At 62.4% G+C, this 15209-nt stretch carries 16 protein-coding genes; 14 read left to right on the top strand and 2 right to left on the bottom strand.

Features of this window, described 5'->3' with window-relative positions:
* Positions 1-41 precede the first annotated feature (41 nt).
* From pdhA to GGD53_RS13970, 11 genes are all read left to right on the top strand, one after another.
* Entirely contained in the window at positions 42-1088 is a 1047-nt protein-coding gene (gene pdhA, locus GGD53_RS14020; protein ID WP_011425209.1) for a pyruvate dehydrogenase (acetyl-transferring) E1 component subunit alpha, read from the top strand.
* Between the two features lie 15 nt (positions 1089-1103).
* Positions 1104-2486 carry a pyruvate dehydrogenase complex E1 component subunit beta gene (locus GGD53_RS14015; RefSeq protein WP_184456908.1) on the top strand — a complete coding sequence of 461 codons (1383 nt, stop codon included), beginning with the start codon at positions 1104-1106 and terminating at the stop codon, positions 2484-2486.
* A gap of 15 nt (positions 2487-2501) precedes the next feature.
* On the top strand, positions 2502-3854 hold the full coding sequence (locus GGD53_RS14010) for a pyruvate dehydrogenase complex dihydrolipoamide acetyltransferase (RefSeq protein ID WP_184456906.1): 1353 nt from the start codon (positions 2502-2504) through the stop codon (positions 3852-3854).
* A 19-nt stretch (positions 3855-3873) separates the two neighbouring features.
* Positions 3874-4515: an SGNH/GDSL hydrolase family protein gene (locus tag GGD53_RS14005; RefSeq protein ID WP_184456904.1), complete on the top strand. Its 642-nt coding sequence runs from the start codon at positions 3874-3876 to the stop codon at positions 4513-4515.
* Between the two features lie 2 nt (positions 4516-4517).
* On the top strand, positions 4518-5099 hold the full coding sequence (locus GGD53_RS14000; protein ID WP_184456902.1) for a GNAT family N-acetyltransferase: 582 nt from the start codon (positions 4518-4520) through the stop codon (positions 5097-5099).
* 19 nt (positions 5100-5118) lie between these two features.
* Positions 5119-6564, top strand: coding sequence for a dihydrolipoyl dehydrogenase (lpdA, locus tag GGD53_RS13995; RefSeq protein WP_184456900.1), 1446 nt, complete (start codon positions 5119-5121; stop codon positions 6562-6564).
* Positions 6565-6639: 75 nt separating this feature from the next.
* Complete coding sequence (locus tag GGD53_RS13990; protein ID WP_011425215.1) at positions 6640-6894, top strand: GlsB/YeaQ/YmgE family stress response membrane protein; 255 nt, start codon at positions 6640-6642, stop codon at positions 6892-6894.
* A 23-nt stretch (positions 6895-6917) separates the two neighbouring features.
* Positions 6918-7166 (top strand): GlsB/YeaQ/YmgE family stress response membrane protein, encoded by a 249-nt coding sequence (locus tag GGD53_RS13985; RefSeq protein WP_085778064.1) that lies wholly within the window; start codon positions 6918-6920, stop codon positions 7164-7166.
* A 53-nt stretch (positions 7167-7219) separates the two neighbouring features.
* Positions 7220-8191 (top strand): lipoyl synthase, encoded by a 972-nt coding sequence (gene lipA, locus GGD53_RS13980; RefSeq protein WP_184456898.1) that lies wholly within the window; start codon positions 7220-7222, stop codon positions 8189-8191.
* 217 nt (positions 8192-8408) lie between these two features.
* The gene (locus GGD53_RS13975; RefSeq protein ID WP_184456896.1) at positions 8409-9002 is read left to right on the top strand and encodes an AAA family ATPase; all 594 of its coding nucleotides are present in this window, start codon (positions 8409-8411) and stop codon (positions 9000-9002) included.
* A gap of 9 nt (positions 9003-9011) precedes the next feature.
* The gene (locus tag GGD53_RS13970; RefSeq protein ID WP_184456894.1) at positions 9012-9464 is read left to right on the top strand and encodes a type II toxin-antitoxin system RatA family toxin; all 453 of its coding nucleotides are present in this window, start codon (positions 9012-9014) and stop codon (positions 9462-9464) included.
* A 16-nt stretch (positions 9465-9480) separates the two neighbouring features.
* Here the strand turns inward: GGD53_RS13970 and GGD53_RS13965 are convergent, their stop codons facing one another.
* Positions 9481-9981, bottom strand: a complete 501-nt coding sequence (locus GGD53_RS13965; RefSeq protein ID WP_184456892.1) for a CinA family protein — start codon at positions 9979-9981, stop codon at positions 9481-9483.
* Entirely contained in the window at positions 9978-11198 is a 1221-nt protein-coding gene (locus GGD53_RS13960) for a bifunctional 2-C-methyl-D-erythritol 4-phosphate cytidylyltransferase/2-C-methyl-D-erythritol 2,4-cyclodiphosphate synthase (RefSeq protein ID WP_184456890.1), read from the bottom strand. The genes GGD53_RS13965 and GGD53_RS13960 overlap by 4 nt, the downstream gene beginning before the upstream one ends.
* A 143-nt stretch (positions 11199-11341) precedes the next feature.
* Here GGD53_RS13960 and dusB point away from each other — a divergent pair, with 143 nt between their 5' ends.
* The 3 genes from dusB to ntrC are packed head-to-tail and all read left to right on the top strand — an operon-like array spanning position 11342 to position 14960.
* Positions 11342-12361 carry a tRNA dihydrouridine synthase DusB gene (gene dusB, locus GGD53_RS13955; RefSeq protein ID WP_184456888.1) on the top strand — a complete coding sequence of 340 codons (1020 nt, stop codon included), beginning with the start codon at positions 11342-11344 and terminating at the stop codon, positions 12359-12361.
* On the top strand, positions 12358-13512 hold the full coding sequence (locus GGD53_RS13950; protein ID WP_184456886.1) for a two-component system sensor histidine kinase NtrB: 1155 nt from the start codon (positions 12358-12360) through the stop codon (positions 13510-13512). Before dusB ends, GGD53_RS13950 begins: the two co-directional genes overlap by 4 nt.
* The gene (ntrC, locus tag GGD53_RS13945; RefSeq protein ID WP_184456884.1) at positions 13509-14960 is read left to right on the top strand and encodes a nitrogen regulation protein NR(I); all 1452 of its coding nucleotides are present in this window, start codon (positions 13509-13511) and stop codon (positions 14958-14960) included. The genes GGD53_RS13950 and ntrC overlap by 4 nt, the downstream gene beginning before the upstream one ends.
* The last annotated feature ends 249 nt before the right edge of the window (positions 14961-15209 follow it).

Below are 15209 nucleotides of genomic sequence, written 5' to 3'. Positions count from 1 at the left end.
TACGCGCCACCGAGAAACGACAAACCCATAGGGAGGGTTGAATGGCGCCGCGAAAGACCGCGACCGTTTCCAGCCGCAAAACTGCAGCAAAACCAGCAGCCAAAGCATCGAATGGAGGCCCGGTAGCCGACTTCGATCGGGATGAGGAACTCAAGGCCTATCGCGAGATGCTACTGATCCGCCGCTTCGAGGAGAAGGCCGGTCAGCTTTACGGCATGGGCTTCATCGGCGGCTTTTGCCATCTTTATATCGGTCAGGAAGCTGTCGTCGTCGGCATGCAGATGGCGCAGAAGGAAGGCGATCAGGTCATCACCGCCTATCGCGACCACGGCCACATGCTGGCAACCGGCATGGAAGCGCGTGGCGTCATGGCGGAACTGACCGGGCGCCGCAGCGGCTATTCCCACGGGAAGGGCGGCTCGATGCACATGTTCTCGAAAGAGAAGCATTTCTACGGCGGCCACGGCATCGTCGGCGCCCAGGTTTCGCTCGGAACGGGGCTTGCCTTTGCAAACCACTACCGCGGCAACGGCAATGTCGCCATCGCCTATTTCGGCGACGGCGCTGCCAACCAGGGCCAGGTCTACGAGAGCTTCAACATGGCGGCTCTCTGGAAGCTGCCGATCGTCTATATCGTCGAAAACAACCGTTACGCCATGGGCACCTCGACCGCCCGTGCCACCGCCCAGTCGAATTACTCGCTGCGCGGCTCCGGCTTCGGCATCCCCGGCATCCAGGTCGACGGCATGGACGTTCGCGCCGTCAAGGCGGCGGCCGATGAGGCGCTCGAACATTGCCGCTCCGGCAAGGGCCCGATCATTCTCGAAATGCTGACCTATCGTTATCGCGGCCACTCGATGTCCGATCCGGCGAAATATCGCACGAAGGAAGAAGTGCAGAAGATGCGCTCCGAGCAGGACCCGATCGAGCAGGTAAAAGCACGCCTCATCGAAAAGGGCTGGGCTTCCGAAGATGATCTGAAGGCGATCGACAAGGATGTCCGCGACATCGTCGCCGACAGCGCCGACTTCGCCCAGGCCGATCCGGAGCCGGATGCATCCGAGCTCTACACCGACATTCTGCTCTAATCGGGGAGGGAACCCATGCCTATCGATATCCTCATGCCCGCCCTTTCTCCGACGATGGAAGAAGGTACGCTGTCCAAATGGCTGAAGCAGGAAGGTGACAAGGTCACTTCAGGCGACGTCATTGCCGAAATCGAAACCGACAAGGCGACGATGGAAGTCGAAGCCGTCGACGAAGGCGTCATCGGCAAGCTGCTCGTTGATGCCGGCACCGAAGGCGTCAAGGTCAACACCAAGATCGCCGTGCTGCTGCAGGACGGCGAATCCGCTTCGGATATCTCCGCCGCCAAGCCGGCCGCCGCCGCTCCGCAGGTGGCCCAGGAAGAGAAGCCGACCAATACCGGTTCTGCTTCCGCGCCGCTTCCGGCCGAGCCGAAGGCTGTCGTTCCGAACGACCCGGAAATCCCGGCCGGCACAGAAATGGTGTCGATGACCGTGCGCGAAGCGCTGCGCGACGCCATGGCCGAAGAAATGCGCGCCAGCGACGACGTCTTCGTCATGGGAGAGGAAGTCGCCGAATATCAGGGCGCCTACAAGGTTACGCAGGGCCTGCTGCAGGAATTCGGCGCCCGCCGCGTCATCGATACGCCGATCACCGAGCACGGCTTTGCCGGCGTCGGCGTCGGTGCCGCCATGGCCGGCCTTCGCCCGATCGTCGAATTCATGACCTTCAACTTCGCCATGCAGGCGATCGACCACATCATCAACTCGGCCGCCAAGACGCTCTATATGTCCGGCGGCCAGATGGGCGCTCCGATCGTCTTCCGCGGCCCGAACGGTGCCGCCGCCCGCGTCGGCGCCCAGCACAGCCAGGACTATGCCGCCTGGTACAGCGCCATCCCCGGCCTGAAAGTCGTCATGCCCTACACGGCATCCGACGCCAAGGGCCTGCTCAAGGCGGCAATCCGCGACCCGAACCCGGTCATCTTCCTCGAGAACGAAATTCTCTACGGTCAGCACTTCGACGTGCCGAAGCTCGATAATTTCGTCTTGCCGATCGGCAAGGCGCGCATCCATCGTCCGGGTAAGGACGTCACCGTCGTCTCCTTCGGCATCGGCATGACTTATGCGACGAAGGCAGCCGCCGAACTCGAACAGCTCGGCATCGACGTCGAACTGATCGACCTTCGCACCATCCGCCCGATGGACCTGCCAACGGTTATCGAATCGGTGAAGAAAACCGGCCGCCTCGTCACCGTCGAGGAAGGTTATCCGCAATCATCCGTCGGTACCGAAATCGCCACCCGCGTGATGCAGCAGGCCTTCGATTATCTCGATGCGCCGATCCTGACGATCGCAGGCAAGGACGTTCCGATGCCTTACGCCGCCAATCTCGAAAAGCTGGCACTTCCGAACGTCGGCGAAGTCGTCGATGCGGTGAAGGCTGTCTGCTACAAATAAGGGGAGGGTATCTCGATGCCGATCAATATCACGATGCCCGCCCTCTCTCCGACCATGGAAGAAGGCAATCTTTCCAAGTGGCTGGTCAAGGAAGGCGATAAGGTCAAGTCTGGCGATGTGATTGCCGAGATCGAGACCGACAAGGCGACGATGGAAGTCGAAGCCATCGATGAAGGCACGGTCGCCAAGCTCGTCGTTCCGGCCGGCACCGAAGGTGTCAAGGTCAATGCGCTGATCGCCGTTCTCGCCGCCGATGGCGAAGATGTTTCCGCTGCTGCGAGCGCCGCAGGTTCCGCCGCTCCGGCCAAGGCAGAGGCCGCACCTGCGCCGAAGGCCGACGCTGCGCCGGCGAAGGCTGAGGCCGCTCCGGCCGCGGCACCGGCGCCTGCCGCTGCACCCGCGGCCGTTTCGGCTGGTGGCAACCGCACCTTCTCTTCGCCGCTCGCACGCCGCCTGGCCAAGGAAGCCGGAATCAACCTTTCTAATGTCGCAGGTTCCGGTCCGCATGGCCGCGTGATCAAAAGCGATATCGAAGCTGCCCTTGCCGGCGGCGCCAAGCCCGCTCCGGCGCCTGCCGCTGCTTCGGCTCCGCAAGCTGCTGCCCCGGCCGCAGCAGCGCCGAAGGGCGCTTCCGAGGAAGCCGTGCTCAAGCTCTTCGAGCCGGGCTCCTATGAGCTTGTGCCGCATGACGGGATGCGCAAGACGATCGCCCGGCGCCTCGTCGAATCCAAGCAGACGATCCCGCATTTCTACGTCAGCGTCGATTGCGAGCTCGACGCTCTGATGGCGCTGCGCGCCCAGCTGAACGATGCGGCTCCGCGCAACAAGGACAACGCTCCGGCCTACAAGCTCTCGGTCAACGATATGGTCATCAAGGCCATGGCGCTGGCGCTGCGCGACGTTCCGGACGCCAATGTGTCATGGACCGACAACAACATGGTCAAGCACAAGCATGCCGATGTCGGCGTCGCCGTCTCGATCCCCGGTGGCCTGATCACGCCGATCATCCGCAAGGCCGAGCAGAAGACGCTGTCTGTCATCTCCAACGAGATGCGCGATCTCGGCAAGCGGGCCAAGGACCGCAAGCTGAAGCCCGAGGAATATCAGGGCGGCACGAGTTCGGTTTCCAACATGGGCATGATGGGCGTGAAGAACTTCGCCGCCGTCGTCAACCCGCCGCATGCGACGATCCTGGCCGTCGGCGCTGGGGAACAGCGGGTCGTGGTCAAGAACGGCGAAATGGCCATCGCCACGGTGATGTCGGTGACGCTGTCGACCGACCATCGCTGCGTCGACGGCGCGCTTGGCGCCGAGCTGCTCCAGGCCTTCAAGGGCTACATCGAAAACCCAATGGGCATGCTTGTCTGATAGCGAAGCGGAGGCGGAAATGACCAAGACCGTTCTTTGCTATGGCGACTCGCTGACCTGGGGTCATGACCCTGAGACAATCGGCCGTCATGAGTACAAGAATCGCTGGCCGAGCGTGCTTCAGGCAGCGCTCGGCAGCGAGGTGCGTATCATTCCCGAAGGGCTGAACGGTCGCACCACCGCTTTCGACGACCACCTTGCCGATTGTGACCGCAACGGTGCGCGCGTCCTGCCGACGATCCTGCAGACGCATGCGCCGCTCGACCTCGTCATTCTTCTGCTCGGCACCAACGACATGAAGCCTGTTGTGGCCGGCTCCGCCTTTGCCGCCTGCCAGGGCATCAGCCGGCTCGTGCGGCTGATCCGCAATCACGCCTGGCCCTTCGAATTTGACGGGCCGGAGATCCTGATCGTGGCGCCGCCGGCGATCTGCGCGACCGGCAATGTGCCCTTCGCCGCATCCTTTCCCGGCGGCATCGAGGAATCGGCAAAGCTTGCGACACTCTATCGCGATCTTGCCGACGAGCTCGGTTGTGGCTTTTTCGACGGCAATTCCGTCGCCAAGACCACACCGATCGACGGCATTCACCTTGACGCGGAAAATACCCGTGCACTCGGACGCGGGCTGGAATCAATCGTTCGGATGATGCTGGGGATCTGAGAATGACCGCCTTCGTCGTGCTGCGGCAGGCCTCACGGCGGGATGCCTCGGAGCTGGCGATTTTGGCAGATATTGCCTCGCATGGTTTTGCCTCCTGGCTCTGGTTCGCCGATGTCACGAAAGACGTCAGCGATACGCCGCTGGAGCGGGGCAGGCTGAAGATGAGCGAGGAGGAAGCCGTCGGCGGCTGGCGGGATGCGGTCGTCGCCGAGGCCTATGGCGAGGTCGCAGGTATCGCGATCGGCCATGCGCTGGACAGAGGCATCGGGGATATCGAGGCGACGATCGCGGCGACGGAGCCGATGCTCGCCTTGCAGAAAATGGTTGTGGGAAGCTGGTTCATCGGCAGTCTCGGCGTCTATCGCCACCTGCGCGGCATCGGCATCGGACGCAGGCTGCTGGAGGACCAGATCGAAAGAGCCGGTCGTCGGCCCGTCAGCCTGATCACCTCAAGCAATAATGAGGCGGCTTTGTCGCTTTATGAAAGAAACGGATTCTTGGAGGCTGCGCGCGCCGATGCCGTGCCGCTTTTCGAAAACAGCAAGAGACACGCGTGGGTGCTCATGACCCGCAGCGCAGTGTAACAAAAAGGGCAGGAAACACATGGCTGAATCCTACGACGTCATCATCATCGGCTCCGGTCCCGGCGGCTATGTCGCCGCCATTCGCGCCGCCCAGCTCGGCCTCAAGACGGCGATCGTTGAGCGCGAACATATGGGCGGCATCTGCCTGAACTGGGGCTGCATACCGACGAAGGCGCTGCTGCGTTCGGCCGAAGTGCTCGACCATGCCAATCACTTCAAGGATTTCGGCTTGGTTCTCGAAGGCACGGTCAAGCCGGATGCCAAGGCCGTCGTCGGCCGCTCGCGTGCTGTCTCTGCCCGCCTCAATGCCGGCGTCGGCTTCCTGATGAAGAAGAACAAGATCGACATCATTTGGGGCGAAGCAAAAATCACCAAGCCAGGCGAGATCGTCGTCGGCAAATCGTCCAAGCCGGTGGTCGAGCCGCAGCACCCGCTGCCGAAGAACGTCAAGGGCGAGGGCACCTATACCGCCAAGCACATCATCATCGCGACCGGCGCCCGTCCGCGTGCGCTACCCGGCATCGAGCCGGACGACAAGCTGATCTGGACTTATTTCGAGGCGCTGAAGCCGGATGCGCTGCCGAAGTCGTTGATCGTCATGGGCTCCGGCGCCATCGGCATCGAATTCGCAAGCTTCTATCGCTCGATGGGCGTCGACGTCACGGTGGTGGAAGTCATGCCGACCATCATGCCGGTCGAGGATGCCGAAATCACCGCAATCGCCCGCAAGCAGCTGGAAAAGCGCGGCCTCAAGATCTTCACCAGCGCCAAGGTGACCAAGGTCGAAAAGGGTGCGGGCAGCATCACCGCCCATGTCGAGACTGCAGACGGCAAGGTCCAGCAGATCACCGCCGACCGGATGATTTCGGCCGTCGGCGTTCAGGGCAATATCGAAAACCTCGGCCTCGAGGGACTTGGGGTGAAGACCGACCGCGGCTGTGTCGTCGCCGATGGTTACGGCAAGACCAATGTGGCCGGCATCTATGCGATCGGCGATGTCGCCGGCCCGCCAATGCTGGCGCACAAGGCCGAGCATGAGGGTGTCGTCTGCGTCGAGAAGATCGCCGGTCTGCCGAATGTGCATCCAACCGACAAGGGCAAGGTCCCGGGCTGCACCTACTGCAATCCGCAGGTCGCCTCCGTCGGTCTCACGGAAGCCAAAGCCAAGGAACTGGGCCGCGACATCCGCGTCGGCCGTTTCTCCTTTGCGGCAAACGGCAAGGCGATCGCGCTCGGCGAAGACCAGGGCATGGTGAAGGTGATCTTCGACAAGAAGACCGGCGAACTGCTCGGCGCCCACATGGTCGGCGCCGAAGTCACCGAGCTCATCCAGGGCTTCGTCGTCGCGATGAACCTCGAAACGACCGAGGAAGAGCTGATGCATACCATCTTCCCGCATCCGACGGTATCCGAGACGATGAAGGAAGCGGTGCTCGATGCTTATGGTCGTGTGCTGAACGCTTGAGAATTTTCGGGGCGCCGCCCTTTTCCGGAGTGGAAAGCCACTCCGGTCGGGTGGAAAAAGCGAAAGGAAATCATCATGTCTATGGAGACGCAGGCGTTGCTGGTGTTTTTGCTGATCGGCCTGGTTGCGGGATTCCTGGCAAGTCTCGTCGTCGGTGGCGGCGGTTTGATCAGATGCCTGCTGAGCGGCATCATCGGCGCCTTCGTCGGCGGCTATCTGTTCAGCGCGCTCGGCATTTCGCTGGGCATTGAAAATGCGCTGGTCGTGCAGATCATCCACGCGACGGTCGGCGCCATCATCGTGGTGCTGGTCGCAAGGGCGGTCGCTTAGCGCAGTTTGAGGGCAGGACAGGCATGGAAAGCGTGGGCTGGATTTCAGCAATCATTATCGGCGGACTTGCAGGCTGGCTGGCCGGCAAGCTGATGGATGCACGATATGGAATTTTCCTGAACATCGTGCTTGGCATCGTCGGCTCGGTCGTCGCCACCGCTATCCTCGCCCAGTTTCATGTCCAACTGGCCGGCGGACGGCTCGGCTATTTCGTGACGGGTTTCCTCGGCGCCTGCCTGCTGATATTCGTTGCGCGACTGGTGCGGCGCTAAATTGCGACGCGTAGAGACTGTGCCGCATAGGGCGGCGGAAAGCTGACACGACAATGGTGACCATTCTCGACACGATCAATCCCGACGCCAAGCGCGTGCGTCATCCGGAGAAGGCGCATCGGCCGGATACGGAAGTCATGCGCAAGCCGGACTGGATCCGCGTCAAGGCGCCGACCTCCAAGGGGTACGCCGAGACGCGCGCGATCGTGAAGGAGCACAAGCTCGTCACCGTCTGCGAGGAGGCCGGCTGCCCGAATATCGGCGAGTGCTGGGACAAGAAGCACGCCACCTTCATGATCATGGGCGAGATCTGTACCCGCGCCTGCGCCTTCTGCAATGTCGCGACAGGCAAGCCGAATGCGCTCGACATGGCCGAGCCGGAGAATGTCGCCAAGGCGGTCAGAGAGATGGGTCTCAGCCACGTCGTCATCACCTCGGTCGACCGCGACGACCTCGAGGACGGCGGCGCCGAGCACTTCGAGAAGGTGATCTGGGCGATCCGTGCCGCCTCGCCGGCAACGACGATCGAGATCCTGACGCCTGATTTCCTGAAGAAGCCGGGCGCCTTGGAGCGCGTCGTCGCCGCCAAGCCCGACGTCTTCAACCACAATATGGAAACGGTCGCCGGCAACTATCTGACGGTTCGCCCCGGCGCCCGTTATTTCCATTCCATTCGCCTGCTGCAGCGGGTGAAGGAACTCGATCCCACCATGTTCACCAAATCGGGCATCATGGTCGGCCTCGGCGAGGAGCGCAACGAAGTGCTGCAACTGATGGACGACCTGCGCACAGCCGATGTCGACTTCCTGACGATCGGCCAATACCTGCAGCCGACCCGCAAGCACCACAAGGTGGAAAGCTTCGTCACGCCGGAAGAGTTCAAGTCCTATGAGACGGTCGCCTACAGCAAGGGCTTCTTGATGGTCGCCTCCAGCCCGTTGACCCGCTCCTCGCACCACGCCGGTGATGATTTTGCCCGGCTGCGGGCTGTGCGTGAGAAGAAGCTGTTGTTGGCGGCTGAGTAAGGCTGGGGTGCTGCGACGGGAGGATATCCTCGCCCCCTTGAGATCGCCACATGCCCCTCATCCGCCTGCCGGCACCTTCTCCCCGCTTGCGGGGCGAAGGGGGTATGCCGCACCCGCCTCTTCCATCTTAACGCTGTGTTTGGCACGTCCCCTCTACCCGTTTACGGGGAGAGGGTTAGGGTGAGGGGCAAGCCGTGGTAGGGCCGAGGATGACACGATGGACCTCAGAGCAGATTTGCCGCTGCATCAGCAGATCACCGACCTCGAGCAGGCGGCGGAGCATATCCGAAGAGCCCGACGCATTCTCGTCGTCGGCTGCTCCGGCGGCGGCAAATCCACTCTGTCTCTAAAAATTGCAGCGCGCTTCGGGCTTCCCTACATTTCGCTCGACCGGGACGTTTTCTGGCTTCCCGGCTGGGTGGCGCGCGACAGGGCGGAGCAGCGAAGTATCATCGCCAGCCGGATCCTCGAAGAACGCTGGATCATGGACGGCACCAACCCGTCCTCGCTGGACATCAGGCTGCCGCGTACCGATTTCGTCATCTGGGTCCGCATGCCGCGACTTCTCTGTATCTGGGGTGCGGTCAGCCGATGGGCGAAATGGATTGGCCGCACCCGACCGGAAATGGCACCGGGTTGCATCGAGAAGGTCGATTTGGAATTTCTGCGCTTCATCTGGACCTTCGAGCAGAAATTTGCACCGCGTGTTGCCGCCAGCATCGCCGAACATGGGCCCGATGTGCCCGTTCTTCAGCTAAAATCCCGCCGCCGGATGCGCGGACTCCTTGATCTTCTGGGCGCGCCCGCTTAAGTGCCGCCTATGCCGCAATTCGAAACGCACCGTTCCGTCCCGCACACGCCCGACCAGATGTTCGATCTCGTTGCCGATGTCGAGCGTTATCCCGAATTCCTGCCGCTCTGCGAAGCGCTTTCAGTCAGGAGCCGCAAGGAGCGCGACGGCAAGATCCTGCTCCTGGCCGACATGACGGTCGGATACAAGGCGATCCGCGAGACCTTCACCACCCAGGTGCTGTTGAACCGGGCCGAGCGCGTCATCGAGGTGAAATATATCGACGGCCCATTCAAATATCTGGAAAACCGGTGGCATTTCGCCGAAACGCCGGCTGGCGGCTGCACGATCAATTTTTTCATCGATTATGAGTTCAAGAGCCGCATTCTGGGCGCGCTGATGGGCTCGATGTTCGATCGTGCCTTCCGCATGTTCACCGAAGCCTTCGAGACAAGGGCGAACAGGATCTACGCCACGGTGTGACGAACCATACCAGGCGTCAGTCGGGCAGCAGCGAATGCACCATCTCCAGCGCCGTCTTGACCGTAGCCAGCCGCACCGCGTTGCGGCCGATATCGCCGTAAAGCATCTTTCGGTGGATGAATGCGCCGGTTCGTGATCTGGCGGCGAGATGCACGAGGCCGACCGGTTTTTCCGCCGACCCGCCACCGGGGCCCGCAATGCCGGTGACGGCGACGGCGACCGCGGCGCGCGAGCGGAACAGGGCGCCTTGCGCCATCTGCCGGGCGGTCTCTTTGGAAACCGCGCCGAAGCCGAGCAGCGTTTGCTCCTGTACCCCGAGCATCTCGATCTTCGCCGTATTCGTGTAGGTGACGAAGCCGCGGTCGACGACGGCGGACGAGCCCGATATTTCGGTCAGCGCCCCGGCGATCAAGCCGCCGGTGCAGGATTCGGCGGTCGAGATCATTAGGCCGGCAGCCGTGAAGTCGCGGATGATCGCCTCTGCCGCCGACTGGATATCCTCGGGAAAAAGGCTCATCGCTTCATTCCCCGATAGACGACGGTCGCCGTGGCGATCGCCGCGATGCCTTCGCGCCGGCCGACGAAGCCGATCTTCTCGTTGGTCGTCGCCTTGACCGAGCATCGTTCGATATCGATGCCGAGATATTCCGACAGTCTCGCCCGCATGGTCTCGCGGTGCGGTCCGACCTTCGGCGCCTCTGCAATCAGCGAGACGTCGGCATTCATGATCGTGCCGCCGCGCTCGCGTACAATCCGGGCGGCATGCTCGATGAAGATCTTCGAAGCCGCTCCCTTCCATTGCGGATCGGACGGCGGGAAATGATCGCCGATATCGCCGGCGCCGCAGGTGGCAAGCAGCGCGTCGGTCAACGCATGCAGCGCGACATCGGCATCGGAATGGCCTTTGAGCTTCTGATCATGCGGAATGAACACGCCGCAGAGCGTCACGCCGTCGCCCGGTTCGAGCTGGTGCACGTCATAGCCGTTGCCGGTGCGCACGTCGGGCAGCAGCGAGGCCGACAGCTTGTCGTCGGCCATGGTGATATCGCGCTTGACCGTCAGCTTGACGTTATCGGGCGTACCCTCGACGATCGTCACTGGAATGCCGGCCCATTCGGCGATCGAGGCGTCGTCGGTGAAATCGCTTCGCCCGCTCGCCGCCGCCTTCTCATGCGCGTCGAGGATCGCTGCGAAGGCGAAGGATTGCGGCGTCTGTGCCGCATAGAGGTGCTCGCGCGAGACCGTCGTCAGCACAGTGCCGGCGCTGTCGGCGCGTTTCAGCGTATCGGTGACCGGCATGGCCGGCAGCACTGCCTGTGCGCCGTCGGCGAGGTTTTCGGCAATGCGGTCGAGAAGTCTCTGATCGAAGAACGGCCGCACCGCATCGTGGATCAGCACATGGCCGACATTCTTGTCCTGGAGGTATCTGAGGCCGGCAAGCACGGATTGCTGCCTGGTCGCGCCGCCGTGCACCGTTTCGATCGGCGTTGCCGAGACGATATGGCGAAAAGCTCTCGCAAACAGCGCCTCGTCGTCGGGATGAATGACGACGACGATCTGTTTGGCAGCTTCCCATGTCATGAAGTTTTCAAGCGTATGAACGATAACCGGCTTGCCGCCGATCATGCGATATTGCTTGGGGCCTTCCGTGGAGGATCCGGCGCGCTCGCCGCGGCCGGCGGCGACGATGACAATGCCAGCCGATATCGGTTGCTTGGACGGCATTTGCAGCATAAATCCCCTAAATCATGCGGAATTGACTGGAGTGCTCTAACCTCTTGCTTTGGCCTTTTCCAGCATCTGCCCGAAAAATATCGATTCCGACCCGAGCCCTCTTGGCAAAGGCATGGATCTATGGCTAAAAATAATGCAGTTCCATGGTGTGCCTGAAAGATAATCATTTGATTTGCAAGAATCTCGCAGCGCCTTTCCGAATCGGACCCGTGTCCGTGCGGAACCGCGTTGTGCTGGCGCCGATGTCCGGCGTCACGGATATGCCCTTCCGTGAGCTTGCCTGGCGCTTCGGCGCCGGCCTCGTCGTTACCGAGATGGTGGCGAGCCGCGAGCTGGTCAACGACACCGCCGAATCCTGGTCGCGGCTGAAGGCTGCAGGCTTTCGGCCGCACATGGTGCAGCTCGCCGGGCGCGAGGCGCACTGGATGGCGGAGGCGGCGAAGATCGCCGCCGATCATGGCGCCGATATCATCGACATCAACATGGGCTGTCCGGCAAAGAAGGTGATCGGCGGTTATTCCGGCTCGGCGCTGATGCGCGATCCCGATCACGCGCTCGGCCTGATCGAGGCGACGGTCAAGGCCGTCGACATCCCGGTGACGCTGAAAATGCGCCTCGGCTGGGATGAGAATTCCATCAACGCGCCCGACATAGCGCGCCGCGCCGAGGCGGCCGGCATTCAGCTCATGACCATTCATGGCCGCACCCGCATGCAGTTTTATGAAGGCCGTGCCGATTGGGATGCGATCCGCGCCGTTCGCGAGGTGATCTGCGTTCCGCTGATCGCCAACGGCGACGTCGAGACCGCCGACGATGCGCAGGAAATCCTGCGCCGCTCCGGCGCCGATGCCGTCATGATCGGCCGGGGCTGCCAGGGCAGGCCGTGGCATGCCGGCGTGCTCGCCGGAGCGGCAGAACCGCGACGCGAGGAGATTGCCGATATCGCCGTCGAACATTACCGGATGATGCTCGACTTCTACGGCGAGGCAGTGGCGATCCGCCATGCCCGCAAGCATCTCGGCTGGTATCTCGAGCGGTTTGCGCCCGCACTCGCCGGCGGCGAGAAGGCTGACATCATGACCTCGCGTGACCCGCGTGAGGTGGCCGCGCGCCTTTATCACGCGCTGGCTGCAGGTGCGCTCGATAGCCGGGAGGCGGCATGACGAAGGATATGACATCTCCGCCCGACAACGCCGGCGGAACCGTCGCCATGGCCGTGCTGAACGCCATCCAGAACCCGGTCATCATGGTCGATGAATCCGGTTTTGTCGCCTTCGCCAATTGGGAGGCGGAGGCCTTTTTCGGCGCCAGCGCGTCGCATCTGGCGCGATACCGGATCTCGACCTTCATTCCTTTCGGCAGCCCGCTGCTCGCCCTGATCGACCAGGTGCGTGAGCGCAAGGCGCCGGTCAACGAATACCGCGTCGATCTGAGTTCGCCGCGCCTCGGCCAGGACAAGCTCGTCGATCTCTACGTCGCTCCGGTGCTGAGCGAACCCGGCGCCGTCGTCATCGTCTTCCAGGAACGCTCGATGGCCGACAAGATCGACCGGCAGCTGACGCACCGCGCCGCCGCCCGCTCGGTGACCGGTCTCGCTTCCATGCTGGCGCATGAGATCAAGAATCCGCTCTCCGGCATCCGCGGCGCCGCCCAGCTGCTCGAACAATCGGTGATCGACGACGACCGGGCGCTGACCCGGCTGATCTGCGACGAGACCGACCGCATCGTCTCGCTGGTCGACCGCATGGAGGTGTTTTCCGACGAACGCCCGGTCGACCGAATGCCGGTCAACATCCATTCTGTGCTCGATCACGTGAAGGCGGTCGCCAAGGCGGGGTTTGCCCGCAATATCCGCATTACCGAAAGTTACGACCCGTCGCTGCCGGCGGTCTATGCCAATCGCGACCAGCTCGTTCAGGTCTTCCTCAATCTGGTGAAGAACGCCGCCGAAGCGGTCGGCGACCGGCCGGACGGCGAGATCATGTTGACGACGGCCTATCGCCCCGGCATCCGTCTTTCGGTCGCCGGCACGCGCGAAAAGATCTCGCTGCCGCTCGAGTTCTGCGTCCATGACAACGGCCCCGGCGTCCCTGCCGACCTGCTGCCGCATCTCTTCGATCCCTTCATCACCACCAAGACGAATGGCAGCGGCCTCGGACTGGCATTGGTCGCCAAGATCATCGGTGATCACGGCGGCATCATCGAATGCGACAGCCAGAACAGCCGCACGACTTTCCGTGTTCTCATGCCGGCGTCGAAGGACGCCTCGCTCGAGGATGCTTCTTCCGCAAGCTCGACAGGACCTTCTCGATGACAGCCACGATCCTCGTTGCAGATGATGATGCGGCCATCCGCACCGTGCTCAACCAGGCCTTGAGCCGCGCCGGTTATGACGTTCGCATCACCTCCAACGCCGCAACCCTCTGGCGCTGGATTTCGGCGGGCGAGGGCGATCTTGTCGTCACCGACGTGGTGATGCCCGATGAGAACGCCTTCGATCTTTTGCCGCGCATCAAGAAAGCCCGTCCCGACCTGCCGGTCCTGGTCATGAGTGCGCAGAACACCTTCATGACCGCCATCAAGGCGTCCGAGAAGGGCGCCTATGATTATCTGCCGAAGCCCTTCGACCTGACCGAACTGATCGGCATCATCGGCCGGGCTCTGGCCGAGCCGAAGCGCAAGCCCGCCAAGCTCGAAGAGGATATGCAGGACGGCATGCCGCTCGTCGGCCGCTCGGCGGCGATGCAGGAAATCTATCGCGTGCTCGCCCGCCTGATGCAGACCGATCTGACGCTGATGATCACCGGCGAATCCGGCACCGGCAAGGAGCTCGTCGCCCGCGCTCTGCATGATTATGGCAAGCGCCGCAACGGCCCGTTTGTTGCGATCAACATGGCGGCGATTCCGCGCGACCTGATCGAATCGGAACTCTTCGGCCATGAGAAGGGCGCCTTCACCGGCGCCCAGACCCGCTCGACCGGGCGCTTCGAACAGGCCGAAGGCGGCACGCTCTTCCTCGACGAGATCGGCGACATGCCGATGGATGCCCAGACGCGGCTTCTGCGCGTCCTGCAGCAGGGCGAATATACCACTGTCGGCGGCCGTACACCGATCCGCACCGATGTGCGCATCGTCGCCGCCACCAACAAGGATCTGAAGCAGGCGATCAATCAGGGCCTGTTCCGCGAGGATCTCTACTATCGCCTCAACGTCGTGCCGCTGCGTCTGCCGCCGTTGCGCGACCGCGCCGAGGACATTCCCGATCTCGTGCGCCATTTCATCCAACAGGCGGAAAAGGAGGGCCTCGGCTCCAAGCGCTTCGATCAGGAAGCGCTGGAACTGATGAAAGCCTATGCCTGGCCGGGCAACGTCCGCGAGCTGGAAAATCTCATTCGCCGCCTGATGGCTCTCTATCCGCAGGATGTCATCACTCGTGAGATCATCGATGCCGAGCTGCGCTCCGACGTGCCCGACAGCCCGATCGACAAGGGGCCGATCCGCAGCGGCTCGATGACGATCGCTCAGGCGGTCGAGGAGAACATGCGCAGCTATTTCGCAAGCTTTGGGGACAACCTGCCGCCGCCAGGCCTCTATGATCGCGTGCTGACCGAATTGGAATATCCGCTGATTCTCGCTGCGCTCACCGCAACGCGTGGTAATCAGATCAAGGCGGCCGATCTTCTCGGGCTCAACCGCAACACCCTGCGCAAGAAGATCAGGGAACTCGGCGTCTCTGTTTACAGAAGCTCGCGCACCGCCTGAGAAAAAGGCGGTGGGCTCCTCGTTTGCCCACCGCCACCTCCTCCCCAGTATCCGCCGCCACGGTCGGGAACAAAACTTAATCTATCCAAGCTTGAGCGCGGTTTGTATCTGCGCCGGCAAACAAAAACGCAGTGTCATCCGACGGTCACATAGTATTTGTGAGCTATTGTTTGCCGTTCGCGAAATGTCATTGAAGTTGCTGCATTCGCCGCCGCCACGCCTGTGGATAAGCTGTGGATAACAGGTGGA

The organism is Rhizobium aethiopicum (assembly GCF_014197535.1).
In the GTDB taxonomy this organism is placed as follows: Bacteria; Pseudomonadota; Alphaproteobacteria; order Rhizobiales; family Rhizobiaceae; genus Rhizobium; species Rhizobium aethiopicum_A.
Note: the sequence above shows the minus strand (reverse complement) of the source record. Positions and strands in the feature narration are given on the sequence as shown.

Excerpts from the sequence above, each read along its gene's own strand:
- pdhA (WP_011425209.1), top strand. The coding sequence starts at position 42 with ATGGCGCCGCGAAAGACCGCGACCGTTTCCAGCCGCAAAACTGCAGCA.
- GGD53_RS14015 (WP_184456908.1), top strand. The coding sequence starts at position 1,104 with ATGCCTATCGATATCCTCATGCCCGCCCTTTCTCCGACGATGGAAGAA.
- GGD53_RS14010 (WP_184456906.1), top strand. The coding sequence starts at position 2,502 with ATGCCGATCAATATCACGATGCCCGCCCTCTCTCCGACCATGGAAGAA.
- GGD53_RS14005 (WP_184456904.1), top strand. The coding sequence starts at position 3,874 with ATGACCAAGACCGTTCTTTGCTATGGCGACTCGCTGACCTGGGGTCAT.
- GGD53_RS14000 (WP_184456902.1), top strand. The coding sequence starts at position 4,518 with ATGACCGCCTTCGTCGTGCTGCGGCAGGCCTCACGGCGGGATGCCTCG.
- lpdA (WP_184456900.1), top strand. The coding sequence starts at position 5,119 with ATGGCTGAATCCTACGACGTCATCATCATCGGCTCCGGTCCCGGCGGC.
- GGD53_RS13990 (WP_011425215.1), top strand. The coding sequence starts at position 6,640 with ATGTCTATGGAGACGCAGGCGTTGCTGGTGTTTTTGCTGATCGGCCTG.
- GGD53_RS13985 (WP_085778064.1), top strand. The coding sequence starts at position 6,918 with ATGGAAAGCGTGGGCTGGATTTCAGCAATCATTATCGGCGGACTTGCA.
- lipA (WP_184456898.1), top strand. The coding sequence starts at position 7,220 with ATGGTGACCATTCTCGACACGATCAATCCCGACGCCAAGCGCGTGCGT.
- GGD53_RS13975 (WP_184456896.1), top strand. The coding sequence starts at position 8,409 with ATGGACCTCAGAGCAGATTTGCCGCTGCATCAGCAGATCACCGACCTC.
- GGD53_RS13970 (WP_184456894.1), top strand. The coding sequence starts at position 9,012 with ATGCCGCAATTCGAAACGCACCGTTCCGTCCCGCACACGCCCGACCAG.
- GGD53_RS13965 (WP_184456892.1), bottom strand. The coding sequence starts at position 9,981 with ATGAGCCTTTTTCCCGAGGATATCCAGTCGGCGGCAGAGGCGATCATC.
- GGD53_RS13960 (WP_184456890.1), bottom strand. The coding sequence starts at position 11,198 with ATGCTGCAAATGCCGTCCAAGCAACCGATATCGGCTGGCATTGTCATC.
- dusB (WP_184456888.1), top strand. The coding sequence starts at position 11,342 with ATGGTGTGCCTGAAAGATAATCATTTGATTTGCAAGAATCTCGCAGCG.
- GGD53_RS13950 (WP_184456886.1), top strand. The coding sequence starts at position 12,358 with ATGACGAAGGATATGACATCTCCGCCCGACAACGCCGGCGGAACCGTC.
- ntrC (WP_184456884.1), top strand. The coding sequence starts at position 13,509 with ATGACAGCCACGATCCTCGTTGCAGATGATGATGCGGCCATCCGCACC.